This is a genomic window from Acinetobacter sp. YH12152, assembly GCF_013418285.1.
GTDB lineage: Bacteria > Pseudomonadota > Gammaproteobacteria > Pseudomonadales > Moraxellaceae > Acinetobacter > Acinetobacter amyesii.
In genome coordinates, this window is the sequence record NZ_VPCH01000035.1 from 17,201 (window position 1) to 42,367 (window position 25,167).

The 25,167-nt window shown below is 40.0% G+C and carries 22 protein-coding genes; 11 read left to right on the forward strand and 11 right to left on the reverse strand.

From position 1 onward, the window contains the following. Nucleotides 1-26: 26 nt before the first annotated feature. Genes yidC through rpmH form a run of 4 tightly spaced genes read right to left on the reverse strand, consistent with a single transcriptional unit; the run spans nucleotide 27 to nucleotide 2,687 of the window. Nucleotides 27-1,793, reverse strand: a complete 1,767-nt coding sequence (yidC, locus tag FTU83_RS11595; protein ID WP_180106590.1) for a membrane protein insertase YidC — start codon at nucleotides 1,791-1,793, stop codon at nucleotides 27-29. A gap of 5 nt (nucleotides 1,794-1,798) precedes the next feature. Next, nucleotides 1,799-2,119: a membrane protein insertion efficiency factor YidD gene (yidD, locus tag FTU83_RS11600; RefSeq protein ID WP_078189510.1), complete on the reverse strand. Its 321-nt coding sequence runs from the start codon at nucleotides 2,117-2,119 to the stop codon at nucleotides 1,799-1,801. A gap of 9 nt (nucleotides 2,120-2,128) precedes the next feature. Further along, nucleotides 2,129-2,521, reverse strand: a complete 393-nt coding sequence (gene rnpA / locus FTU83_RS11605; protein WP_078189509.1) for a ribonuclease P protein component — start codon at nucleotides 2,519-2,521, stop codon at nucleotides 2,129-2,131. A gap of 31 nt (nucleotides 2,522-2,552) precedes the next feature. Continuing rightward, nucleotides 2,553-2,687, reverse strand: a complete 135-nt coding sequence (rpmH, locus tag FTU83_RS11610) for a 50S ribosomal protein L34 (protein WP_000831329.1) — start codon at nucleotides 2,685-2,687, stop codon at nucleotides 2,553-2,555. Nucleotides 2,688-3,346: 659 nt separating this feature from the next. On the opposite strand from rpmH, the gene dnaA reads away from it, so the two are divergent. The 5 genes from dnaA to FTU83_RS11635 all read left to right on the forward strand — a co-directional run bounded on the left by dnaA (nucleotide 3,347) and on the right by FTU83_RS11635 (nucleotide 10,155). Further along, entirely contained in the window at nucleotides 3,347-4,732 is a 1,386-nt protein-coding gene (gene dnaA / locus FTU83_RS11615; protein ID WP_180074178.1) for a chromosomal replication initiator protein DnaA, read from the forward strand. A gap of 108 nt (nucleotides 4,733-4,840) precedes the next feature. Continuing rightward, entirely contained in the window at nucleotides 4,841-5,989 is a 1,149-nt protein-coding gene (gene dnaN, locus FTU83_RS11620; RefSeq protein WP_180106588.1) for a DNA polymerase III subunit beta, read from the forward strand. A gap of 23 nt (nucleotides 5,990-6,012) precedes the next feature. Beyond that, entirely contained in the window at nucleotides 6,013-7,095 is a 1,083-nt protein-coding gene (gene recF, locus FTU83_RS11625; protein ID WP_180009130.1) for a DNA replication/repair protein RecF, read from the forward strand. A 43-nt stretch (nucleotides 7,096-7,138) separates the two neighbouring features. Further along, nucleotides 7,139-9,607 carry a DNA topoisomerase (ATP-hydrolyzing) subunit B gene (gene gyrB, locus FTU83_RS11630; RefSeq protein WP_180106586.1) on the forward strand — a complete coding sequence of 823 codons (2,469 nt, stop codon included), beginning with the start codon at nucleotides 7,139-7,141 and terminating at the stop codon, nucleotides 9,605-9,607. 170 nt (nucleotides 9,608-9,777) lie between these two features. Continuing rightward, entirely contained in the window at nucleotides 9,778-10,155 is a 378-nt protein-coding gene (locus FTU83_RS11635; protein WP_180064144.1) for a hypothetical protein, read from the forward strand. 533 nt (nucleotides 10,156-10,688) lie between these two features. On the opposite strand, the gene FTU83_RS11640 is transcribed toward FTU83_RS11635, so the two are convergent. Continuing rightward, entirely contained in the window at nucleotides 10,689-12,626 is a 1,938-nt protein-coding gene (locus FTU83_RS11640) for an ATP-binding cassette domain-containing protein (RefSeq protein WP_180050916.1), read from the reverse strand. A 196-nt stretch (nucleotides 12,627-12,822) separates the two neighbouring features. Here FTU83_RS11640 and FTU83_RS11645 point away from each other — a divergent pair, with 196 nt between their 5' ends. From FTU83_RS11645 to erpA, 4 genes are all read left to right on the forward strand, one after another. Beyond that, complete coding sequence (locus FTU83_RS11645) at nucleotides 12,823-13,827, forward strand: putative solute-binding protein (protein WP_180022815.1); 1,005 nt, start codon at nucleotides 12,823-12,825, stop codon at nucleotides 13,825-13,827. A 256-nt stretch (nucleotides 13,828-14,083) separates the two neighbouring features. Beyond that, entirely contained in the window at nucleotides 14,084-15,094 is a 1,011-nt protein-coding gene (locus tag FTU83_RS11650) for a putative solute-binding protein (RefSeq protein WP_180005536.1), read from the forward strand. A 201-nt stretch (nucleotides 15,095-15,295) separates the two neighbouring features. Then, nucleotides 15,296-16,303, forward strand: coding sequence for a putative solute-binding protein (locus tag FTU83_RS11655; RefSeq protein ID WP_180074173.1), 1,008 nt, complete (start codon nucleotides 15,296-15,298; stop codon nucleotides 16,301-16,303). Between the two features lie 134 nt (nucleotides 16,304-16,437). After that, on the forward strand, nucleotides 16,438-16,773 hold the full coding sequence (gene erpA, locus FTU83_RS11660) for an iron-sulfur cluster insertion protein ErpA (protein ID WP_078189499.1): 336 nt from the start codon (nucleotides 16,438-16,440) through the stop codon (nucleotides 16,771-16,773). A 68-nt stretch (nucleotides 16,774-16,841) separates the two neighbouring features. Here the strand turns inward: erpA and FTU83_RS11665 are convergent, their stop codons facing one another. The 4 genes from FTU83_RS11665 to grpE form a co-directional block, all read right to left on the reverse strand. Next, complete coding sequence (locus FTU83_RS11665; protein ID WP_180005534.1) at nucleotides 16,842-17,219, reverse strand: hypothetical protein; 378 nt, start codon at nucleotides 17,217-17,219, stop codon at nucleotides 16,842-16,844. A gap of 120 nt (nucleotides 17,220-17,339) precedes the next feature. Next, nucleotides 17,340-18,251, reverse strand: coding sequence for a matrixin family metalloprotease (locus FTU83_RS11670; RefSeq protein ID WP_180106584.1), 912 nt, complete (start codon nucleotides 18,249-18,251; stop codon nucleotides 17,340-17,342). Between the two features lie 215 nt (nucleotides 18,252-18,466). Beyond that, nucleotides 18,467-20,407, reverse strand: a complete 1,941-nt coding sequence (gene dnaK / locus FTU83_RS11675; RefSeq protein ID WP_078194438.1) for a molecular chaperone DnaK — start codon at nucleotides 20,405-20,407, stop codon at nucleotides 18,467-18,469. A gap of 154 nt (nucleotides 20,408-20,561) precedes the next feature. After that, nucleotides 20,562-21,101: a nucleotide exchange factor GrpE gene (grpE, locus tag FTU83_RS11680; RefSeq protein ID WP_111885723.1), complete on the reverse strand. Its 540-nt coding sequence runs from the start codon at nucleotides 21,099-21,101 to the stop codon at nucleotides 20,562-20,564. Between the two features lie 936 nt (nucleotides 21,102-22,037). On the opposite strand from grpE, the gene FTU83_RS11685 reads away from it, so the two are divergent. Next, a complete protein-coding gene (locus FTU83_RS11685; RefSeq protein ID WP_257222600.1) occupies nucleotides 22,038-22,259 on the forward strand; it encodes a hypothetical protein in 222 nt (73 codons plus the stop codon). 182 nt (nucleotides 22,260-22,441) lie between these two features. On the opposite strand, the gene FTU83_RS11690 is transcribed toward FTU83_RS11685, so the two are convergent. Next, complete coding sequence (locus FTU83_RS11690) at nucleotides 22,442-22,999, reverse strand: hypothetical protein (RefSeq protein WP_180022965.1); 558 nt, start codon at nucleotides 22,997-22,999, stop codon at nucleotides 22,442-22,444. A gap of 201 nt (nucleotides 23,000-23,200) precedes the next feature. Between FTU83_RS11690 and FTU83_RS11695 the strand changes: the two genes are divergently transcribed. Next, on the forward strand, nucleotides 23,201-24,271 hold the full coding sequence (locus tag FTU83_RS11695; protein WP_180106578.1) for an alpha/beta hydrolase: 1,071 nt from the start codon (nucleotides 23,201-23,203) through the stop codon (nucleotides 24,269-24,271). Nucleotides 24,272-24,334: 63 nt separating this feature from the next. On the opposite strand, the gene FTU83_RS11700 is transcribed toward FTU83_RS11695, so the two are convergent. Beyond that, a complete protein-coding gene (locus FTU83_RS11700) occupies nucleotides 24,335-25,006 on the reverse strand; it encodes an acetoacetate decarboxylase family protein (protein WP_180027167.1) in 672 nt (223 codons plus the stop codon). Nucleotides 25,007-25,167 lie beyond the last annotated feature (161 nt).

The following is a 25,167-nucleotide window of genomic DNA, read 5'->3' on the forward strand; positions in this document are numbered from 1 at the left end:
GGATTTATTCAGCCCATCAGCAATGCTTAGTTTGCTGAGTCAGCCGCTTCACGTTTTAAACGGTCTTTTTCAACTGATTTGTTAATCAAACCTTGTTGAAGAATAGTAATACTGTTGTTACAGATCCAGTAAAGCACAAGGCCCGCAGGGAAGAACAACATAAATACCGTAAAGATCACTGGCATGATTTTGAAGACTTTCGCCTGCATTGGATCAGCCGGTTGTGGGTTCAAACTTTGCTGAATGAACATGGTCAAGCCCATTAATAGCGGCAAAATAAACCATGGATCCATCGCAGATAAATCTTGAATCCAACCTAACCACGGCGCATGACGTAGTTCAACAGACTCCATCAATACCCAGTACAAAGCAAGGAAGATCGGCATTTGGAGCAATAACGGCAAGCAACCCGACAGTGGATTCACTTGTTCACGTTTATACAATGCCATCATTTCTTGCGAGAAGCGCATACGGTCTTCACCGAATTCTTCTTTCATGCGTTGCATTTCAGGTGCAATCACACGCATTTTCGCCATAGAGCGGTAGCTCTTCGACGACAATGGCCATAAGATCAGTTTCACCAGAATCGTCAATAGAATAATTGACCAACCCCAGTTACCCACTAAACCGTGGAAAAACTCAAGACCGACAAACAATAATTTCGCAATAGGCCACAACCAACCGTAGTCTACAGTTTGGTTTAAACCAACCGCCAATTCTTTTAATTCAGATTGGATTTTTGGACCTGAATAGAACGTTGCATCTACTTCTGCCACAGTTCCTGCAGGAACATTGATTGCAGGTGAAGTGAACTGAATAATGTTCATATCATCAGTAGATTTACGTGACTCAAGTTTCGCAGCATAAGGCTGACCATTGGCTTGCGTTAATTTGATCTGTCCAGGAATCCACGCACTCACGAAGTAATGCTGAACCATTGCAACCCAACCGCCAGTTGCTTCAACATTCAATTTTTCTTCATTGAAGTTGGCAAATTTAAGTTTGTTGTAATGTTCTTCAGGCGTACCCCATGCACCACCAAGGAATGTACCTAAAGTGAAAATACCTTGATCAGATTTACCTGGATCTTCAGAGTTGTCGCGTTTAAGCTGACCAAACATCTGACCTTGCCAGTTCTGAGCACTGCGGTTCACGATTTTATGATTCACAACAACAGGGTATTCACCTTCAGTGAAGTTAAAGGTTTTAATAACCTCTACACCATCTGCTGTTTTATAAACCATTGGTACTGACAAAACTTTTGCTGTTTGGCCATCTTTACCCTTCACAGCTTTTGCGTCATTTAACGTATATGAAGATTTTTCAATCTCATAGGTCGGACGTCCTTTCGGATTGCTGTCAGGGCCATTAAGACCAATTAAGCCAGACTGAGCAACATAAGTCCGTTTTGTATCGCTTTCAAGCATTACAAACGGTTCATCGCTGTCTTTATTTTTGTCATGATTGAGTAATTCAATACGAACAATATCGCCACCCTTTGGATTAATCCAAAGATGGTAAAGGTCAGTTTGTACTGAAATTAACTGTTGACTAACAGGTGCAGTGGCATCTGTTGTTTGTTGTGTAGCAGCATTATTTGCTTGCGGCACATCAGTAGCAGCCGTAGCTGTCTGGCCATTTGGTAAATCGGCAGATACTTCATGCGTTACCACCGCAGCATTTTGCTGAGGTTTTTGTTCCGCATTTCCATAATCTTTCTGCCAAGCCAAAATGAGCAAATATGCGACAACAAACATGGCCCCTAGAATTGCAATCCTGGCCCATTGTTGCATAGGTATTACCCCAAGTGGTTAGAGTGATTTTGGTTCAATAAACGTTCACGAAAGGGTACAGCAACGTGAAGCGTTTGAGAATCTATTTGCTGAAATGAAATAAAACGAATTGCTTTTGATGGAACAGGATCATAGCCTGAACCGCCCCAAGGATGACAACGGCAAATACGCTGAACAGCTAGACACACTCCACGTACAGCACCATGTTGATGGACTGCTTCCAAAGAATATTGAGAACATGTTGGAATATAACGACAGCGTGGTCCCAATAAAGGACTAATCGCAATCTGATAGAAACGAATGAGCCAATGCAGTAAACGAACCATTGGTCATCTCTACGCTTGTGGGGAGGTAGCTATTTTTTTATGCTTATTTGCAAGGCGCTGCAATTTTTGCCAAGCAAATTGTAATTGCTGATGCAACTCTGCATTCGGTACCGCCTCTATGCCCATTTTTGGCATAACGACAATATCTAATACATTAGACTGCTGTTGATGCAGGCGAAAACTTTCGCGTGCAAGTCGCTTTACTCGATTTCTTTCATGTGCGCGGCGCACTTTTTTCTTAGCAACAACAATACCCAAACGGCTATTCGGCTGTTCGGAGATTTTTGCTAGAAATAAGAAATGGGGTTGATGCACTTTAAAAAGCGCACCATCGAACACACTTTTATAATCGGCAGCACAGTGTATTCGCACATCTGTGCTAAAGCCGTAAAGTGTTGTCATAACACCCAAGTCTTGACAGTCTTAACTGAAATTAAACAGTTAAGCTGTGACGACCTTTCGCACGACGACGCGCTAATACTTGACGGCCAGCTTTAGTAGCCATGCGAGCACGGAAACCATGAACGCGTTTACGTTTCAACTCAGAAGGTTGGAAAGTACGTTTCATATCGAAACTCCAAAAATGATCTTTCAGTAAAGGTTCGCGATTTTAGTGCTCATTGCTTGAGCTGTCAATGAAAAACACGCTTTCTTTCAAAATCTAGGCTGTGATATATCAAGATAATATAAGGATTAGAAATCAGTTATAAAGGTTTAAATTAAAATACTCACAAACTAAATCATTGTATATGTTAATTATTTAAGTTATCTTCAAGTTTACTCACAGATTTATCCACAATCCCAAATTTGTGAATTGGTTTTTATGAATTTAAATTTGAATTTAAACCAACCATCAAGTTATCCCCAGAATGGGTCGATCTTATAAATAAATTCAAATTTTAAAATTTAAATTTATTACTATTAGTGTTGATATTTTCTGTGGAAAACGCATTTTTAGATTTAAAAAACAAATAATTAAATTGTGGATAACGATGTTTTTATAATTTTGATAGTTTGTGGATAACTTTGTGCTACAATTTATCCACAGCTTGCGGATAAACTTATCCACACGTGATTTAAATTTAAATTTAAACTCAATTTGCGTTTTTTTGATCGATTTCGACTGATTTGTTCATGACAGATGTGGATAAGATGGTTAGAATGGCTGCCCGCTTAGGCGGGGTTGAATTATTTTTTTCGTACAATGGACTGAAATAGGGGTTTCACATGCTTTGGACAGACTGCTTAACTCGCTTGCGACAAGAGCTTTCAGGAAATGTCTATACAATGTGGATACGCCCACTAGTGGCAGAAGATGCAGGTGATACTTTAAAACTCTATGCACCGAATCCGTATTGGACACGCTATATTCAAGAGCACCATTTAGAACTGATCTCTATTTTAGCGGAACAGTTGTCTGAAGGTCGGGTACGTAAAGTCGAGATTTTGGTTGATTCACGGCCTGGTGCAATTTTATCTGCAGCTGAACAACCTGCAACAACCACCGCAGCATTAGAGTCAACGCCGCAAGTGTCTGCACCGAATCGTCCTAAAAAAGAAAAAGAAGAGACGTCTTCAAAAAATAACCGTAAGCGTCAGCTTAACCCATTATTTACCTTTTCCTTGTTTGTTGAAGGCCGTTCCAATCAGATGGCGGCAGAAACCTGTCGTAAAGTTTTGACGCAGCCCGGTGCTTCACAGCATAACCCGTTATTTTTATATGGACCGACTGGTTTAGGTAAAACCCATTTAATGCAAGCCGTAGGTAATGCATTATTACAAGCGAAGCCGAATGCACGTGTGATGTACATGACGGCTGAAAGTTTTGTACAAGACTTTGTGAGCTCGTTACAGCAAGGTAAGGTCGAAGAATTTAAGAAAAATTGTCGTTCGCTAGATTTGTTATTGGTGGATGATATTCATTTGTTGGCGGGTAAAGAGGCCAGCTTGGTTGAGTTTTTCTATACCTTCAACGCGTTATTAGATGAATCTAAGCAAATCATTTTAACTTCGGATCGTTATCCAAAAGAACTGACTGAGTTGGATCCACGTTTGGTTTCACGTTTTTCGTGGGGCTTATCGGTGGGTGTGGAACCACCAGATATCGAAACTCGTATTGAAATTTTACTGAAAAAAGCGGAAAGCAATGGCGTGGAACTTCCACGTAATTGTGCGCTGTTTATTGCTCAACAGGTGGTTGCCAATGTTCGTGAACTAGAAGGTGCGCTGAATAAAGTTGTAGCCATTTCTCGTTTTAAAGGTACCCCAATCGATCTAGATGTAGTGCGTGAATCGTTAAAAGATGTGTTGGCGATTCGTGCGCGCACCATTAGTACTGAAAATATTCAGCGTGTGGTGAGTGAATATTTCCGTATTCCACTGAAAGAATTGGTTGGTCCAAAACGTACACGCATTTATGCACGTCCACGTCAGTTGGCTATGGGGCTAGCACGTGAGCTGACAGGGGATAGTTTCCCTGAAATTGGTATGGCTTTTGGTAATCGTGATCACAGTACGGTGATGCATGCGTGTGAAAAAGTACAAAGCCTGCGAGAAGAAGATCCAATCTTCAATGAGGACTATAAAAACTTGCAACGTCTGCTGCAAAGTTAAGTCTTTTTGTTCAAATTCTGTTCTTGCAATGCGGTATATTCTGCCGCATAGTACACTGCTAAAAAATTAATTAATTTTGTCTGTCTTCAGTTTTTAGAGGAATGTATTGTGCGTTTAAAAATCGCGAAAGAAAGCTTACTGAATGTTCTATCACATGTCGTAGGAGCGGTTGAGCGTCGCCATACCTTAAATATTTTATCTAATGTAAAAGTACAGGTAACAGAGCAAGCTTTGACCATTACCGGTTCAGATCTTGAAGTTGAACTGGTTGCAAGTACACCACTTACTGAAGGTGCATGTTTACAAGCAGGGGTGACGACAGTTCCTGCGCGTAAACTGATGGATATCTGTAAATCATTACCGTCAGCGGCATTGATTGATTTGCAAATTACTGAAGACCAACGTTGTATTTTAAAATCTGGAAACAGTCGTTTTGTATTGGGTACTTTGCCTGCTGAAGACTATCCATTATTAACCACTGAAAATACTCACGGCACTCAAGTTGGTGTGACTCAGCGTGAGTTAAAGCGTTTATTTGAAAAAACATCTTTTGCCATGGCGGTTCAAGATGTACGTTTTTATTTGACGGGTACTTTGCTTGAAATTGATGAAAATCAATTGCGTGCAGTAACGACCGATGGTCACCGTTTGGCGATGTGTGAAACAGCGGCAAGCTCGAATGCGACACAAGCAATGCAAGCGATTGTTCCACGTAAAGCCGTAGGTGAATTGCAGCGTTTATTGAGTGTTGAAGATGAGCAATTATCGTTGTTGATTGGTCGTGAATTATTAAATGTAACAATTACCATTGCCAGCCGTGATAAAGAGCAGGGTGATATTACCGTACGTTTCACCACAAAATTGATTGATGGTAAATTCCCTGACTACCGCCGTGTGATTCCACGTGGTGGCGATAAAAACGTGCGCATTGCACATGATGTATTTAAACAATCACTACAACGTGTAGCGATTTTAAGTAATGAAAAATTGCGCGGCGTATTCTTGAAGTTTGATGCGGACACTTTACAACTTCGTGCCAATAACCCTGAGCAAGATGAAGCGATCGAAGATCTTGCGATTCAATATGTAGATGCACCGATGGAAATGTCGTTTAATGCACAGTACTTATTGGAAGTTCTGAATGTATTGGATGGTGATGATGTTGCAATGACCATGACAGAAGCGAACCAGTCGGTATTGGTACAAGATCCACAGCAACAAGATCAAACCTATGTTGTGATGCCAATGCGTGTTTAATTCGGACTGACGTCTCAATTATTATGCATATCACGCGTTTACATGTAGAACGTGTTCGAAATTTAAAGACGGTTGCACTCTCTGGGTTGCAGCCGTTTAATGTCTTTTATGGGCAAAATGGTTCTGGCAAAACTTCTGTATTAGAAGCAGTACATTTGCTGGCAACCGGCCGTTCTTTTCGAACCCATATTCCGAAAAACTATATTCAAAATAATAGCCCTGACGCTGTTGTCTTTGCGCAGTCTGCAACAGACCGCATTGGTATGCAAAAAATGCAGTCGGGCGAGCAAGTGATTAAAGTCAATGGCGACCTTGTGGGGACACAAGGGCAGTTGGCTAAGATTTTACCACTACAACTCATCGACCCACAAAGTACCGATATTATTGATCATGGTGCGAAGCCACGACGTCAACTTTTAGATTGGTTGATGTTCCACGTGGAACCGGAGTTTTACCATGCATGGCAATATTATGCGCGGGCATTAAAACAGCGGAATAGTTTGCTGAAATCACGACGTCATTTGAGTTTGTCTGACCTAGAACCGTGGAACAAAATGCTCAGTGATTATGGTGAGATATTACATAGTCTGCGCAGTAATGTGGTGGAACAGTGGACGCGATATTTCCAACAAGATCTCCAAGCATTATTGCCGCATTTAACAGTGACATTGGAATATAGTGCAGGCTTTCATGCTGAAACAGGACTGCTGAATGATCTGACCAATCAGCACTTTAAAGACTGCGAACGTGGCTATACTGAGTATGGTCCGCACCGTGCAGATTTAAGGTTGAAAACCGCTATGGGTGATGCAGATGTTGTGCTCTCTCGTGGGCAAAAAAAGTTATTGATCATGGCGTTAAAACTGTCACAGATTGCAATGCTACATGCTTGTAATAAGGAAACTGTGGTATTATTAGATGATCTGACAGCAGAATTAGATTTAACCGCACAACAGCGTTTAATTGAGCGTTTAAGCCATCTTGGTAGTCAAGTTTTTATTACCACTTTAGACCATGATTCAGTGCAAAAACACTTACATGATTTATCTATTTCTTATCAATTATTCAAAGTTGAAAATGGTACGGTGCAGGCTGTTGTGCAATGAAATACCACCTTTGGATAGACCTATTTTTCACTAGGGAGAAACCATGAGTTCAGAAGATCAAGCTGCTTCTCAAACAGAACAAACCATAGAAAAAGCTTATGATTCCTCTAGCATCAAAGTATTACGTGGTCTAGACGCTGTACGTAAGCGTCCGGGCATGTATATTGGTGATACTGACGATGGTACTGGCCTACACCACATGGTGTTTGAAGTTGTCGATAACTCAATTGATGAAGCGTTGGCAGGTCATTGTGACGAAATTCAAGTCACCATTCATGAAGATGAATCTGTAAGCGTATCGGATAACGGTCGTGGTATTCCTACCGACATTCACCCAGAAGAAGGTGTTTCTGCAGCAGAAGTGATTTTAACGATTCTGCATGCGGGCGGTAAATTTGATGATAACAGCTATAAAGTTTCAGGCGGTCTACATGGTGTAGGCGTATCCGTGGTGAATGCGCTTTCAAGCAAGCTCGAATTAACTATTCATCGTGCGGGTCAAATCCACCAGCAAGAATATAAACACGGTGATTCCGTGTATCCATTAAAGGTGGTGGGTGAGACAGATCGTACAGGTACACGTATACGTTTCTGGCCAAGTGCTGAAACCTTCAGTCAAACGATTTTTAATGTCGATATTTTGGCGCGTCGTTTACGTGAATTATCTTTCTTGAATGCAGGTGTGAGAATTGTGCTACGTGACGAACGTATCAATTTAGAGCACGTTTATGACTATGAAGGTGGTTTGTCTGAGTTTGTAAAATATATTAACCAAGGCAAAACCCATCTGAATGATATCTTCCACTTTACTACTCAAGCGGATAATGGCATTGGTGTAGAAGTTGCATTGCAGTGGAATGATTCTTATCAGGAAAATGTTCGTTGCTTTACCAACAACATTCCACAAAAAGATGGTGGCACGCATTTAGCGGGTTTCCGTGCTGCATTAACTCGTGGCTTAAACAGCTACATGGAAAGCGAAAACTTACTCAAAAAAGAGAAAGTAGCAGTTTCTGGTGATGATGCACGTGAAGGTTTAACTGCGATTGTTTCGGTGAAAGTGCCTGATCCAAAATTCTCTTCGCAAACCAAAGAAAAATTGGTGTCGAGCGAAGTGAAAACTGCGGTTGAGCAAGCGATGAATAAATCATTTGCTGAATATCTTTTAGAGAACCCACAAGCCGCTAAATCGATTGCAGGCAAGATTATTGATGCAGCACGTGCGCGTGATGCAGCACGTAAAGCACGTGAAATGACTCGTCGTAAGAGTGCGCTTGATATTGCAGGCCTGCCAGGTAAATTGGCCGATTGTCAGGAAAAAGATCCTGCATTGTCTGAACTTTACTTAGTCGAAGGTGACTCTGCGGGCGGTTCTGCAAAACAGGGCCGTAACCGTAAGATGCAAGCGATTTTGCCGCTGAAAGGTAAAATCCTCAACGTGGAACGTGCACGTTTTGACAAGATGATTTCTTCACAAGAAGTGGGAACACTGATTACTGCTTTGGGTTGTGGTATTGGCCGTGAGGAATATAACCCAGATAAACTGCGTTATCACAAAATCATCATCATGACCGATGCCGACGTCGATGGTTCGCACATTCGTACGCTACTGTTGACCTTCTTCTTCCGTCAAATGCCAGAACTTGTGGAACGTGGATATATTTATATTGCACAGCCACCGTTGTATAAGCTGAAAAAAGGCAAGCAAGAACAGTACATCAAAGATAATGATGCGCTTGAGACTTACCTGATTTCAAATGCAATTGATGAGCTTGAATTACACATCAGTGCAGAAGCACCAGCCATTCGTGGTGAGGCTTTAGCGGGTGTGATTGCGGATTATCAAACCTCTCAAAAGAGCTTGCATCGTCTGACTGTACGTTATCCTGCAAGTGTGTTGGATGGTTTATTGGCAGTAGAAGGCTTTAAGTTAGATCACGCAAATAACCAAGACTATGTACAGACTTGGGGTGAGCAACTACGTGCCAATATTGAGAAAACTCAACCTAGCTTACGTCCTGAATTAAGCTTAGAAACTTTTGAGCATGAAGATACCGAAGGCAATAAGTCAGCGACCTATTTCCCGCGTATTACCATCTATGTTCATAACTTACCGCACCAATACTTGTTAGATTCAGGTCTATTGGGTTCAGGTGAATATGCACGTTTACTCAAAAATTCGAAGAGTTGGTTCACCTTATTGGAAGAAGGTGCTTACCTACAAAAAGGTGAGCGCAAAATTCCAGTAAATAGCTTCCATCGGGTTTGGCAAAACATCCTACAAGACTCACGCCGTGGCATGATGATTCAGCGCTATAAAGGTTTGGGTGAGATGAATGCTGAACAGCTTTGGGAAACCACAATGGATCCTGAGAACCGTAACATGCTGCAAGTAACGGTACAGGATGCGATTGAAGCTGATCGTATGTTCTCTTGTTTGATGGGTGATGATGTGGAACCACGTCGTGCTTTCATTGAAGAAAATGCGTTAAATGCGGATATTGATGCCTAAATTCTGATTACAGAATCATTTAAAAAAGCACTCTTCGGAGTGCTTTTTTTTGTGCTATCTTAAATAAAATTGAATATTAAATCGCCAATTTGTGTTTTATAAAATTGACTTATTCTGATGCTAAGCTCAAATCAAATTGAACTTAGCAGCTAAAAATAAGAGGTCTATATATGATGGACAATCAACTTGAACACATTCGTGACATCTGGGTAAATGCATTTTTTACCGGAAATTATACCGTTCTTGCCGAATACGAAGATGAGCACTTTAAGGTGGTTTATGAGCAAGACGGGCGTGTCGAAAGTAATTATATCCGCTATGAACGTATTGCACATGCAGTGAAAAATGGGGTTTGGAAACCACAAAAACCAGACGTAGAATTTGAAGAATATGAGTTTAATCGTGACCAAACTGAGTGCAAAATTTTAATTGGTTTAGCTGAAACACAGCAGCAAATACAGGAAATCTGGCATTTTGATCAAACCTGGAAAATACAAGAATTACGCTTTTTAAAGGCAAAAAAAGTCCATCCTTCTGCCTTATCTTAAACAATAAAAAGTTTAAATTGATGTAGTCAGTGGAGATAAAATGCATCCATCTTATAAATGTGGATAAGTTTTGTGAATTTTCACATTTAATAGTGTTCAACATCAAAGTCATTTATAATTGTGGATAACATCATTTAAAAATATTTATCCATAAAAAAGGTGGTTCGATATTTTGAATTTAAAAAATAAAAAATGAATTTAAAACTAAGATTTGAATTTAAAAATGGCTTTTGTGGATAACTGTGGTAATGAGTTTGATGTGAAGTATATTTTTTTGAATTCATTTACAAAATTAGGGTAAAAGCGATCGCTGAATTTTTAGATTCTTTCCGAATAGAAATGCCTTAACGATGCAATAACCAGTTGGATATGAACATTCGATTTTTTAAATATTTTTTAGATTTATAGTGCGATTATTATTGTGAAGTTTAAATAAAAAATCGCCGTGGAACATTTAAATTTCACGGCGATTGATTTTTTGAGCTTAAGTTAGGTTTTCTTAATAATGCAAATCTAGGGTTTTGCTTTTTAAATTAAGCTTCAAAACTACTTTCCATTTCTTCTAATTCCATCATTAATTCAAGCATTTGCTCTTCGACAGATTCAAGTTTGGCTTTTAATTCTGTTTGCTCATTCATTAGTTTGAGTAAGTCATCTTTACGACTGGCTTCATATAAAGCACTGTCTGCTAATAATTCCTCGATTTCGTTTAAGCGTGGCTGAATTTTGCTGATTTGCGCTTCATTTTTTTCAATGTTTTTACGAATCGGGCGGGTCAATTCACGCTGACGTGCAGCTTCTTTACGTTGCGCTTCTTTATCGACTTTGGAAATCGTCGGTTTAGTTTCAACTTGAGATTTGATGGGAGTCGGGGCTTGTTGACTATTTTTCATCATGTCGATCCGTGCTTGACGCAGCCAATCGGCATAAGCCACGAGGTCACCATCAAATTCGCGACATTTCCCATGATGTACCAATAATAATTCGTCACAAACACTGGCAATCAATTGACGTTCATGCGAAACCAAAACCACAGCGCCTTCAAAGTCTTGTAATGCCATAGTTAGCGCATGACGCATATCAAGGTCTAAATGGTTGGTCGGTTCATCTAGAATTAAAACATTGGGGCGCTGCCAAACAATCAAAGCTAAAGCCAATCGTGCTCGTTCACCGCCTGAAAATCCTTCACTTGGCGTATCCATGCGTTCGCCACTAAAACCAAAGCTACCTAAGAATGAACGTAATACCGCTTCACTGATTTTTTTGTCAGCGATTCGAGATAATTGCAACATTGGGCTGGCATTGCCATCTAGAGCATCCATTTGATGCTGTGCAAAATAGCCAATATTTAACAGTTCCGAGGCTTTGCGCGTCCCTTGTAATAAGGGAAGGTCACCAACCAAGGATTTAATTAAGGTTGATTTACCCGCACCATTCATCCCGAGTAAACCAATGCGACTGTTTGGGGTAATCTGTAAATTCACATTGGTGGCAATCAGTTTGTCACCATAGCCAATATCGACATGTTCCATTTGTAACAGCGGCGAGCTCATTTTGGTTGGCTCACGGAAACTAAAGGTAAATGGCGTATCGACATGCGCGGCAGAAAGTTCCTGCATACGTTCTAATTGTTTAATACGGCTTTGAGCCTGCTTAGCTTTAGTCGCTTTGGCTTTAAAACGGTCAATAAATTTTTGGAGATGCGCACGAGTTTCGAGTTGTTTTTCATAGGCTTGTTGTTGTTGTGCCAAGCGCTCAGAACGGGTGCGTTCAAAGGTTGAATAGTTACCGGTGTAAAGCGTCAGCTCTTGATTTTCGATGTGTAAAATATGATCAGTCACCGCATCTAAGAAATCACGGTCATGTGAAATCAAGATCAGTGTGCCTTCATAAGCTTTTAACCAATCTTCTAACCACAAAATCGCATCTAAGTCTAAGTGGTTGGTTGGTTCATCGAGTAATAAAAGGTCAGAACGGCTCATCAGGGTACGCGCAAGGTTTAAACGCATACGCCAACCACCTGAAAAGCTTGAAACATTGAGCTGGGACTGGTGTTCAAAGAAACCCAGGCCAGCCATCAGCTGTGAGGCTTTGGATGGTGCTGTATAGCCATGGATTTCATCAAATCGGCCATATAAGTGTGCCAACGCTTCATTGTCTAATTGCTCTGGATGTTCAAGTTTATGTTGTATATCCCAATATTCTTCATCGCCTGATAGAACGAAATCAATCGCTTTCATATCGAGTGCTTTGATTTCTTGCGCCATATGCGCGACGGTCCATACCGCAGGACGAGTTAATGAACCACCATCAGATTCCATTCCACCTAAAAGTGCAGAAAAAAGAGTCGATTTACCCGCACCATTTACACCGGTTAAGCCGATTTTCCAGCCTGGATGCAATTGCATAGATGCTTTTTGAAATAAAACACGCCCACCGCGACGAATGGAAAGTTGGTCTAACTGAATCATGGAACTAACTAAACAAGAAGAATGTGAGGCTATTCTAATGGATGGCTTTGCAAAAGAAAAAACAAAGCATCGCAACCATCTGAAAAAATGTGACAGATTCCACGTATTTAGGTATATTGAACTGGCTTTAGTATTAAAAAAATATTTCAAGTTGTTGTTTTAAATGGATTAATAAAACATATTGGGAATATAAGAAATGAGAAAAGGAATTTTAATTTTATCGCTTCTTTCAGGTGTGATGTCTGCACAAAGCTATGCCAATCAGAAGGTCTGTGTGTTCGATTTACTTGGAAAAGCAGGGGAATCTTATAAGCTAATGGAAGAGTGGTCTCTAGCCAGTAAGGCATGGGGAGCACAAGTTCAACTGATTTCATATCAAGATGAATCCAAAGTCGATAAAGATTTTAAAGAAGGGAAATGTGACGCATTTTATATGACCTCGATGCGGGCACGTGCGTATAACAAATTTGCTGGTTCGATTGATGCCATTGGCGGTGTACCGAACAATACCATCGCACAAAAAGCCATTACCTATGTCTTAGATAAGCGGAACAGTAAGCGACTGATTACCAATTCAGGTAAAGATAGTTATGAAGTGGCAGGGATTGGGCAAATTGGTTCAGCCTATATTTTTGTCCGTGATCGCAATATCAATAATTTAGAAAAAGCTGAAGGTAAAAAATTTGCCATTTTGCATTATGACTATGCGCAAAAAGAGATGGTCGACCGTGTCGGCGCTGTGCCAGTCATGTCGGAAATTTCCAATTTTATTCGCAAATTTAATCAGGCCGAAGTTGAAATTGTGGCTGCGCCGGCTTATGCCTTTAAGCCACTCGAAATTTCAAAAGGCTTAGGCACTACTGGAGCGATGGTGAATTTTCCTGTGGTGAATGTCACGGCAGACCTGATTATTCGTAACAATAAATTCCCAGATGGTTTTGCTGAACCCTCTCGGCAATGGTTCGTTAAACAATTACCGAAAAGTTTTGCCATGGTAAAACGCATGGAAGCTGAAATTCCTGCCAAATATAAGATGAATCTCAGCAAAGATGATCAGTTGAAATATCAGAAAATTTTGCGTGAAGGACGGATGGATTTAACCAAACAAGGAATCTACGACTCCACCATGATGACGGTACTGAAAAAAGCACGTTGTACGATTGAGCGAACCAATTTTGAGTGTTCAGTGGCGGGTGAATAAGCTTTTTTCTGTATTTCTTTGTAAAGTTTCATAAAAAGGCTGTAAATGCAAAAAGCCTTTTTTGCATACAACATGATGATTATATTTATAATTTTGCCTTAAATAAAAAAGTGATATTAATCACAAAAAAACAGAATGTGCCAAAATGACATAAATAAATGGAGTAAATGCTCTATTTTTTTTAAATTAACTTGCTTAATATCGGCGTTGTGTAAGGACACCTCTGAACCATAAAAAGATTTGAAAGGAAAATAGAATGAAAAAAACGCTCCTATCATTGGCTACATTTGCTGCAATTGGCTTTGCTGGTTCAGCTCAGGCAGCAAAAGTAGATATCTGTGTATTTGACTTACTGGGTAAGTCAGGTGAGTCATACCAAATGGCTCAGGAATGGGCGCTTGCAGCAAAAGGCTGGGGTGCTGAAATTAACTTAATTCCGCGTCAAGATGAAGCAGTAGCCGACAATGATTTTAAAGCGGGTAAATGTGATGGCGTATTTATGACGGCAATGCGTGCTCGTCAATACAATAAATTTGCAGGTTCGATTGATGCGCTTGGTGGCGCACCGAGCAATGCAATTGCGCAACGTGCGATTACCTTTGCATTAGACCAACGTAATGCTGCAAAAATGGTCAGCAACCTAGGTGGTAAGAAATACGAAGTGGCGGGTATTGCTCCACTGGGTTCAGCATTCATCTTTGTCAAAGACAAAAAAATTGACTCAATTGAAAAAGCAGCAGGTAAAAAGTTTGCAGTATTAGGCTATGACGAAGCACAAAAAATTATGGTGCAACGTGTCGGCGCTCAAGCTGTGGTTTCAGATGTATCTAACTTTGTGGCGAAGTTTAATAATGGTCAGGTCGATATGGTGGGTGCGCCTGCGTATGCCTACAAACCATTAGAGATTTATAAGGGGTTAGGTACCAATGGTGCGATGTTTAACTTCCCAGTTTTACAAGTGACCGCGGACTTTATTATTCGTCCTGATCAGTTCCCAGCAGGCTTTGGTCAAAAATCTCGTGATTGGTTTGTGAAACATTTACCGAAGAGTATTGCGATGATTAACCGTTTAGAGGCGGGTATTCCTGCGAAATATAAACTTAACTTAAGTGCAGAAGATAAAACCAAATATCAAAAATTATTGCGTGAAGGTCGTATGGATATGACGAAACGTGGCATTTATGATGCGGGCATGATGTCAGTATTGAAAAAGGCACGTTGTTCTGTCGATAAAGCCAATTTTGAATGTTCACTTAGCGGCGAATAAACTGATATTTAAAGAAAAAAGCCTGGATTTATCCGGGCTTTTTTTCGCAAATGCACAGGTCATTTTCGCCATTGAGTCAGCAAAATATTCAGGTAATCTAAATTGAAATCGAGGGCTGTGAGTATATTTAATCATACTCCGCATGACCCAAAAATCAAAAAATGGTTAAAACAAAAACAGTAAAAAACAAGGAAAGTCAGTATGAAACAATGGACAAAGGCATTGAGTATTGCTGCTGCGTTAATGGCGGTGAATGGCGTAGCTCAAGCAAAGCAAGTGGTGTGTGTATTTGATTTGGTGGGTAAAAATGGTGATGTTTTTACCCTGATGAGAGATTACCAATTGGCGGCAAAAAACTGGGGCGCAGACATTGAGCTCCGCGTCAGTCAAAATGAAGCGGTGATTGCGGAAGATTTTAAAGCCGGTAAATGTGATGGGATCAGTGTCACAGGTATGCGTGGTCGTCAATTTAATAATTTTACCGGTTCTTTAGATGCGATTGGTGCAATTCCAGATTTGAAACTTGCGGTTAAAGTGATGCAAGGCCTTGCGAGTCCAACGTTTGCAAAGAGCATGGTCAATAGTAAATATGAAGTGGTAGGTGTGATTCCTGTAGGTGATGCCTACCTGTTGGTGAATGACCGTAGTATCAATACTGTCGCTAAAGCAGCAGGTAAAAAAATTGCGGTGCTTGATTATGATGAAGCGCAGAAAATTATGGTGCAACAGGTGGGGGCTCAAGCGGTCAGTGCTGACGTGACCAATTTTGGCTCTAAATTTAACAATGGTCAGGTGGATATTATTGGTGCACCTGCAGCGGTGTTTAAACCCTTGGAGTTACATAAAGGTTTAGGTAGTAAAGGTGCAATTGTTAATTATCCAATTTTACAAGTGACGGGAAATATTATTATTCGCCCAGATAAATTCCCAGCGGGGTATGGGCAAAAATCACGTGATTGGGTCAAAACACAATTACCGCGTGCATTCACGATATTAGGCAAAATGAAGTCAGAAATTCCAGCCAAATATTGGATGGATGTTCCAACAGCAGACAAAGCTGGTTATCAAAAAATGATGCGTGAAGCGCGTATCGATTTGACTAAACGTGGTATCTACGACAAGCGAATGATGAAACTATTATGGCAATTCCGCTGTAAACAAGACCCTAAAAACTTCGAATGCGCATTACAGGAAGAAAACTATAAATAAGTTTTAAATGAATCTTGAGAAAAATACTCTGATTTAACTTTAAACTGTGAAGACTGACCATATATTGAGTATGTTATACTTGAAATATGGTCTTTTCTTTTTAAAGACACCCCAATGACTCAGAGGAATCCATCATGAATGCTCAAGCACTTGTGCTGACTGACAATGCTGCCAATAAAGTACGCCAATTGCGTGACAGTGAAGGTAATCAAGACCTCATGTTACGTGTATATGTGACTGGTGGTGGTTGTTCAGGTTTCTCATATGGATTTAATTTTGCAGAAAGCCAAAACGAAGATGATGCTGAATTTATCAATGAAGACGTGAAAATGTTGGTGGATTCACTTAGTTATCAATATTTAGTTGGTTCAACAGTCGACTATATTGAAGGTTTAGAGGGTTCTCGTTTTGTGGTACAAAACCCGAATGCGACAACCACGTGTGGATGTGGATCTTCATTCTCGATCTAATCACGATGATGAATTGAGCCATAAAAAAGCCCTCATTTTGAGGGCTTTTTTAATGTTTAAAATCGATATTAGGCTTCAAATTTTAGCGCTTCTAACAGATCTAAAATCACTGTGGTCACGTCTTGACTCAATTGATAATTATTAAAAATTTCATAAGCCGTAATGGTGATATCGGTATCACTCGGAAGCAGGCGTTGTTCTTCTTCGATGAGGTCACGGATCGGCAAAAGGGTTTGTTTGACTTGTAAATGCAAGACATCTTTAAACTCAAGATTTTCGTCTTCGAGTTCAATTAATTGCTCATTAAAAAATGGTAAAAGTACCGCATGGAGATAAGGTTGAATTTCGGTAATATCAAAAAGCTCAATATCACGGGTTTGTTCAATCGTGCTGATGTGGTCATTCACTTCAATTAAGATATGGTAGTAACTCACATTGCTCTCCACGGAAGATGTCATTGATATAAGGGGATTATTGCAGATCAACAATAACATGAAATGCTGATTTTTGTTGGTGAATCCTACAATATCCTTATAAATTGTATGGTTTTTTATGCTCAGGGCACACTAGCGATAATACAGTAAGCTTTGGTCTGCTGGCATCAGTTTAAAGTTTTCTAATTGTTGCGCGCCCAAGATTGGGTACATTAATGCAGTAGGGTCATTATGGTGAGATAAGCCGAGAGCATGTCCGAGTTCATGGGCAAGGGTGAGGCGTAAATCATCATCCGCATCAAATTGATAAATCTGAATCTGATCGCCCATAAAGACACCTTTATGAAACTCTCGTGCAGGAAAGCGCTGACTGGCTTGTATCACGCCTGCATTATATTGATCAATTTGCTGGTTATAGCTTGAGACTTGTTGGTTAAATTGATCATTTTGCTGATTAAATCGATCTATTTCTTGGTCTAATTGCATCGCTTGTGCTTTGACTTGCGCAAGTTCTCTTTCAACGCGTTGCATATTGGGGCCTTGCGCATGCTCGATTCGGCTCCAACTCATACGTTCTTGCGACAGCTGTGCGATTTCCACACGGATCATGGCTTGTTTTGATCGGAGCTGTTGCTCATTCATCTCCAGACCTTTTCTCGAATTTGCTAAGTTCTCGGCATATAAATCATTACGAGCTTTATCTGCGGCTAAGGTCTTTTGGACTTGCTTATAGGCGTTGTATTGTTTTTGGCGATCATCATAAATGAGATGGATCGCCAGTTGTGCATCTGGGTCATAGATAAATAACGGTTTGAGCGTCCCTTTATGCCATATCTCTGCAGCCTCTTGGCTAAGTTGAATGACTTGTTGTTGGCTTAATCCAAAACGCGGATCGACATCAGCAACCCGATAACGCAATCGGGTATCGAGAGGGTGTAAAAGTCGATCTGAAATTGAATTAAATTTCAGTTGAGGATGCTGCTTGGTTTGATAGATCCACCAAGTACTCAAAACGATGACAACAATAATTAAAATCAAACGCATAGCGTCGCAAAACTTGATTATTTTGCATTAATTTAACTGAAATTTAGCGCTATGCAAATCTAAGTTTAGATTGATGGTGAGTCGAGATGAATGTGGCTGTTTGAACGTTAGTGTGTTATTTGAATATCGCCTGATGCAGATAAAATCATCTGCAAAAAAAACCGCGCTTTCGCGCGGTCTTTTTGAGCTTTGAAAAACTCGGTTAAAGCGGCAAATTATTTTTTGTCATCTTTAACTTCAGTGAACTCAGCATCTACAACGCCGTCATCTGCTTTTTGAGCTTGACCTTCAGCGCCTTGGAAAGCGTTAGGATCAAAACCTTCAGCACCGCCTTGACCTTGTGCAGCTTCATAAGCACGTTGAGTGATCGGCATAATGATGTTTTGAAGTGCTTCAGTTTTCGCTTTGATTGCATCTACATCGTTTTCTTTAGTCGCTGCTTCGAGCTCAGCTACAGCAGCATCGATTGCAGATTTCTCATCAGCAGTTACCTGTTCACCAAGATCTTTTACTGCTTTTTGGGCAGAAGAAACAAGTGCATCAGCTTCGTTACGTGCTTTCGCTAATTCTTCAAATTTACGGTCTTCTTCAGCATTCGCTTCAGCATCTTTGATCATCGCTTCAATTTCAGCATCGCTCAAACCTGAGTTTGCTTTAATTTGAATTGATTGCTCTTTACCAGTGCTCTTGTCTTTCGCAGATACTTTCAAGATACCATCAGCGTTGATGTCGAAAGATACTTCAATTTGTGGCACACCACGTGGAGCAGGTGGGATATCGCCTAATTGGAAGTTACCTAACAATTTGTTTTGTTGAGCCATTTTACGTTCACCTTGGTAAACTGAAATGTCTACAGCAGGTTGGTTGTCAGCAGCAGTTGAGAACACTTGAGATTTCTTCGCAGGAATCGTGGTGTTTTTCTCGATGATTGCTGTTAACACGCCACCCATTGTTTCGATACCAAGAGTCAATGGAGTTACGTCAAGAAGAAGTACGTCAGTTTTATCACCTGAAAGTACTGCACCTTGAATCGCAGCACCCATCGCTACAGCTTCATCTGGGTTCACGTCTTTACGTGGCTCACGGCCGAAGAACTCTTGTACTTTTTGTTGTACAAGTGGCATACGAGACTGACCACCCACCAAGATTACGTCAGAGATGTCAGAGGTTGAAAGACCTGCATCTTTAAGTGCAATCTTACATGGCTCAATCGTACGAGCAACCAATTCAGCAACTAAACCTTCAAGTTTAGAGCGAGTCACGTTGATCACTAAGTGTTTAGGACCAGTCGCATCTGCTGTGATGTATGGAAGGTTGATTTCTGTTGCATTCGAAGAAGAAAGCTCGATTTTTGCTTTTTCAGCAGCTTCTTTTAAACGTTGAAGTGCAAGCGGATCTTGTTTCAAGTTTACGCTTTGTTCTTTCTTGAACTCTTCAACCAAGTATTCAATTAATGCATTATCGAAGTCTTCACCACCAAGGAATGTATCACCGTTTGTAGACAATACTTCGATTTGTTGGTCGCCATCAAGGTCAGCGATTTCAATGATTGATACGTCGAAAGTACCACCACCTAAGTCGTAAACCGCAACTTTACGGTCACCTTCTTTTTTGTCCATACCGAACGCAAGTGCAGCAGCCGTTGGTTCGTTGATGATACGTTTAACATCTAAACCAGCAATTTTACCTGCATCTTTAGTCGCTTGACGTTGAGCATCGTTAAAGTACGCAGGAACAGTAATTACCGCTTCAGTTACTGTTTCACCAAGGTAGTCTTCAGCTGTTTTTTTCATCTTTTTCAAGATTTCAGCAGAGATTTGTTGTGGTGCAAGTTTCTTGTCGTTTACATCAACCCAAGCATCGCCATTGTCAGCTTTGATGATTTTGTAAGGTACAAGACCGATATCTTTTTGCACAGCTTGGTCTTGGTACTTACGACCGATCAAACGTTTGATTGCAAATAAAGTGTTTTTAGGGTTAGTCACTGCTTGACGTTTAGCAGATTGACCGACAAGGATCTCGCCATCTTTATACGCAATAATAGATGGAGTTGTACGAGCGCCTTCAGCGTTGTCGATTACTTTTACTTTGTCGCCTTCAAGTACTGCTACGCAAGAGTTTGTAGTACCTAAGTCAATACCAATGATTTTCGCCATTTGGATGTTTCCTCTAAAATTCTTTTATTCCCAAACTCTTCCCTTTCTCAAAGGGAAATAAAAAGGGATTTACTTGTTATCCGATATGAGAGCCAATCAAAAATTTTCAAGTAATATTGGTTAAAATTTTTAATTCGTCTCAGAAAATTTGGGTTTATGCACCAACCATAACCATAGCTGGACGTAATAGACGACCGTTTAAGCTATAGCCTTTTTGCAATACTGTCCCGATTTCATTCGATTTGGCATTTGGATCGATGCCCACAGCTTGGTGAAGATCTGCATTGAAACCATTTGCAGTATCCACAGCAACCACACCAAATTTTTCTAAAGTGCTGAGCAATGATTTCAGTGTAAGTTCTACACCTTCAGATAAACCTGATTTTTCATCACCTGCCGCAGCAATCGCGCGTTCAAGGTTATCAACTGACTCAAGCAATTGTTTTGCAAATTTTTCCAGCACAGTATCTTTATGTTTTTCAGATTCGCGTTGAATACGCTCTACACTTTTTTGCGCTTCATATACGGCATTTGCAGTACGTGCTTTTTCAAGTTTTAAGCTTTCTTCTAAATTGGTGATTTGTGCTTGTAAATCTTCAACTGAAACTTCAGCTTGCTCGTTTTCAGCTTGAGTTTGCTGTTCTGCTTGCTCTTGTTGAAGATCTTGAGCGTCTTGGTTTTGCTCAGTCGCCATTGATTTACTCCGTTTAAATGGGTTCTTAAACATGTTCAGTCCTTATAGCTGTGCGTTCAAACGACATCGATGCGTAACTGCCATGCGTTTTGAATTCATGATTAATAGAAGAAATCGGGGCGGGGGATAAAAATTCAAGCGAAGTCAGCGATTAAATGCAGTTTTTTATTCAAAAAAACGGTTTTTCAGCCAAATATCGACTGCAAAATTATATTCTGTAAAAATATAAATTATTGATTTGAATGTATAATCATGTTTTGATCGGATTTATAGATTTTTATCATAAATTTTAACGGTTTCTCTTTGTACCTGAAAATTTGCATAATTTATCTATCGGAAGTGACCATATCCACTGGAGAGAGGGATATGGTGACTACCTCTAGATTTTAGAAACACTTTTCCATGCTGATTTCCCAAGAATCAGCATTTTTTTTGCCTCAAAAATGCTGGTTAATATTTATACATAAAAACTCTTAGTATCAGTTTTATTAAATATTTCACAAAAAATGATCAGCACAGTATTCTTTGTTTCAGATTCTATCGCTGTAGTTTCTTAATTTATTTCAAATGTGTTTTTCATGGCCTGCTTCTCTCATAAGCAGGCTTTTTTTTGCATGAAATTTATAAAAACAGCCACTTAAGTAACTGAGCTGCAAGTTTTGTTGGACTTTGTTGTATTAAAAATCTGAAATTAGGTCTTATTCAAAACGATTTATATTTATTTTATTAATAAAAAACAAAGGACTTGAGTTAAATAAATGATGTAAAGTCTAAAAATAAAAGAAAATTGCCTGATTAATAAAACATTTCATAAGCTGTACCGTGCCTCGTACAAAGTACAACTTAGAAGGTGGGAACTTCACAGAATTATTTTCCATTATGACTCGGGCAAAGTTGAGCTTTGCTTTTAATGATTCAATGAAGGAAATAATGAAGATGAAAAAAATTGGTTTATTCACTGTCGCAGTTTTAGGTTTTGGTTTAGCTGCGGTAGGTTGTACTTCTCAAGAAACTGTAGAATCTCCAGAAACTGCACAAGTAACATCTGCAACTGAAGCATCTGTTACGACAGAACAATCGGGTGCTGTGGTTCAAGCAGATCCATCAGCGCAAGGTGCTGAAGTTCAATCTGCACCACAACCTACAGTTCAGCAATAAGATTGTTTCATGCTCTCTGACCTGTAACAACAGGCAGTCAAGAATAGACAGAAGATAGGATGCCTCTTCTGTCTATTTTCTTTTCTATTGCTTTTTTTTACCTTTTCTATTTTTAGTGAACGAAAAAAAAGCCCATCATGTAGATGAGCTTTTTACTTTTAACCGATCTGCAAAAACAACAATTAACGGCGATTTTCCCACGCGCGACGACGTTCTTCAGCCGCTTTACGTTGTTGATCTGATGCCTTTCTTAAATCTTGAATATTTTTTTTGCGCTCTTGCTCAATTTGTTTTCTACGATCTTGACTGGCTTTACGGCGCTGTTCTTCTAAGCGCTGACGCTCTTTGCTGACTTTTTGACGATCTTGTTCAGCACGTTTACGACGTTCAGCTTCAGAGTATTTACGCTGTTGTTCTAGACGTTGACGTTCGAGTTCGTTTTTACGACGATCCCACTCTTGTTGATTTTTACGATTTTGTTCCCAGTTACGCTGGTCAAGTTGCTGCTTTCTACGTTCGAGCTCTAAACGATTACGTTGTTGTTGCTGACGTTCCCATGTACGGCGGTCTTGTTCATAACGACTGTCATAACGGCGATCATAACGATTGTCATAGCGTCGATCATTATTATCATAACGGCGGTCATAACGTCCATCGTAGTAACCATCTTCAGGGAATGCTACGCAGCCTACAGCCAAAAAAGCAGTCGCAAAAGACAGAAGGATGATCTTTTTAGCCATGGTGAGTATCCTTTATCGAGAATGGGTTAGCATAATCAACCCATAAAACTTGGGTAAATTGTCAATGACAACTCTATAAAAGAAGATTAGCTTAACTAGGTCTGTACTATGTATGTCGATGTTGAGACTTATATGTGAATATGGTCACATTTGACCTAGATCATGTAGAAAGTATGAAGAGCATAATTCGAAGGATAGAGCATGTTTGCATTGAATGAATCACTTAAAAATATGAAAGATAAAGGCCAAGGTACGGCTGCTTGGTTACTTGATCGTCTTCCTAACTTTGCCAAAGAAAGCCTCGCAAAACGTCTCGATTATCCGTTTATTTTTCCAGAATTAGATCCGCTGGTGAAATGCATGATGGCGGCTCAACTCAAGCAAGGTAAGTCAGGCTTTGTGACCGAAGACTATGTGAAGTCTCGTAAATTATTTGATTTACAGATGGAGTCGATCAAGACCAAGCCGACCTTTGTGAAACAAGTGCAAGATATACGTCTACCTTTACAAAGTGCAACGCTGTTTGCGCGTCATTATCATCCTGCTCCAAATAAAAAATTACCGATGATCGTGTTTTATCATGGTGGTGGTTTTGTGGTGGGTGGTTTAGACACGCATGATGAAGTTTGTCGTTTATTGGCTGTGCATGCCAAAACACAAGTTTTAAGTATTGATTATCCTTTAACACCAGAAGCCAGCCCAGCTCAATTAATGCAAAGTTGTGAAGATGCATTGGCTTGGACTTATCAAAATAGTCGTCAGTTTAAAATTCTAAAAAATCGAATTGCGGTGGCAGGGGATAGTGCAGGCGGCAATATTGCTACTGCGGTTGCACAGCGCAGTGCTCAAAAAGTTTTTGCCCCGCAAGCTCAACTATTAATTTACCCAGTAGTGGATTTCAAGAGTCGCCACCCATCTTTCTATGCTTATAAAGATGGTCTAGTTCTGACTGAAAAAGATATTGATGTCGTAACGGCTTTATATGCAGAACAACATGCAGTGGCCTTAGATGATCCATTAATTTCACCAACCTATGGAAAATTGGCAGGTATCGCACCCGCGTATATCGTGACAGCAGGGCATGACGTTTTACATGACGAAGGTGAAATTTATTCGCATAAACTCCGTCAGCAAGGGGTGAAAGTGTTTTATCAAGAATATACCGATCAAACCCATGGCTTTATTAACTTAACCCCGGTTTCGCACCGAGCTAAAAAATACGTGATCGAGATCAGTACGAAGTTCCGTAAATTTTGGGATAAACGTAGCTAATCATTCCTTTATATAAAGTAAACCCAGTGTTTCACGTGAAACACTGGGTTTTTATTTATTGGGTTATTTATCTTGGATTTTTGCAGCAGGAAAAACGAGGCTAAATTCTGGGATATAAAAGCTTTGCAATAATCGTGCTTCAGAAAAATTTGGAAAAATGTCCTGTGTGTTGTGCCATTCTACCTGTTTCAGTTTAGAGAGCCGTCCACGAAACTTCGGTGAAAATTGATAACGCTTACCTTCCCACGCTTGTCTGATTTGCAACATCGCTGCAGGGATATGATGACTATTAATATAGAAAGAACGCTGTGAACGTGATTTTTTTAAACGGATCTGCATTTTGTGTTGTTCAACTTCTATAGTACAGACCACTTCATTGTCATGTTGTTGCCATTCAAACTTTGCCAACTCTTTAGGAATACCCCAGAGTTTTTGACCATGAATGACAGAGATATCTGTCGAAACATAAATCTTAGGAATCGAACTTAACCTTTTCTTACTCCATAAAGGGTGATCTAAAATTAGCAATTCGTCATAAGGGCCCACAGGTGAATCATGGTATCGGACCAATAACACCTGAACCACACGACCTAAAGGCGATGTCGCTAAACGGAACATCTGCGCTTGTTGGATAAAACTCGGAGAGATCCAATAATTCAAAATAAAAGCATCGCCACGCAGTTGCCAAGGCGGTAAATGTGTCAATGCAGTGTCCGACGGTATTATTTGCGTCATCATTGTTCTCGTTTTAATAATGGCAGAATAATTACTTTTTAACTAAATGTGCGGAATTCTCCATCTATAATCTGTGATTTAGATGGAGATGGATAGCACGCCTTTTCAGTCGGGTCTTTCTTGGTTTTGGATGTATTCTCGAATTACATCAATTGTCGCTC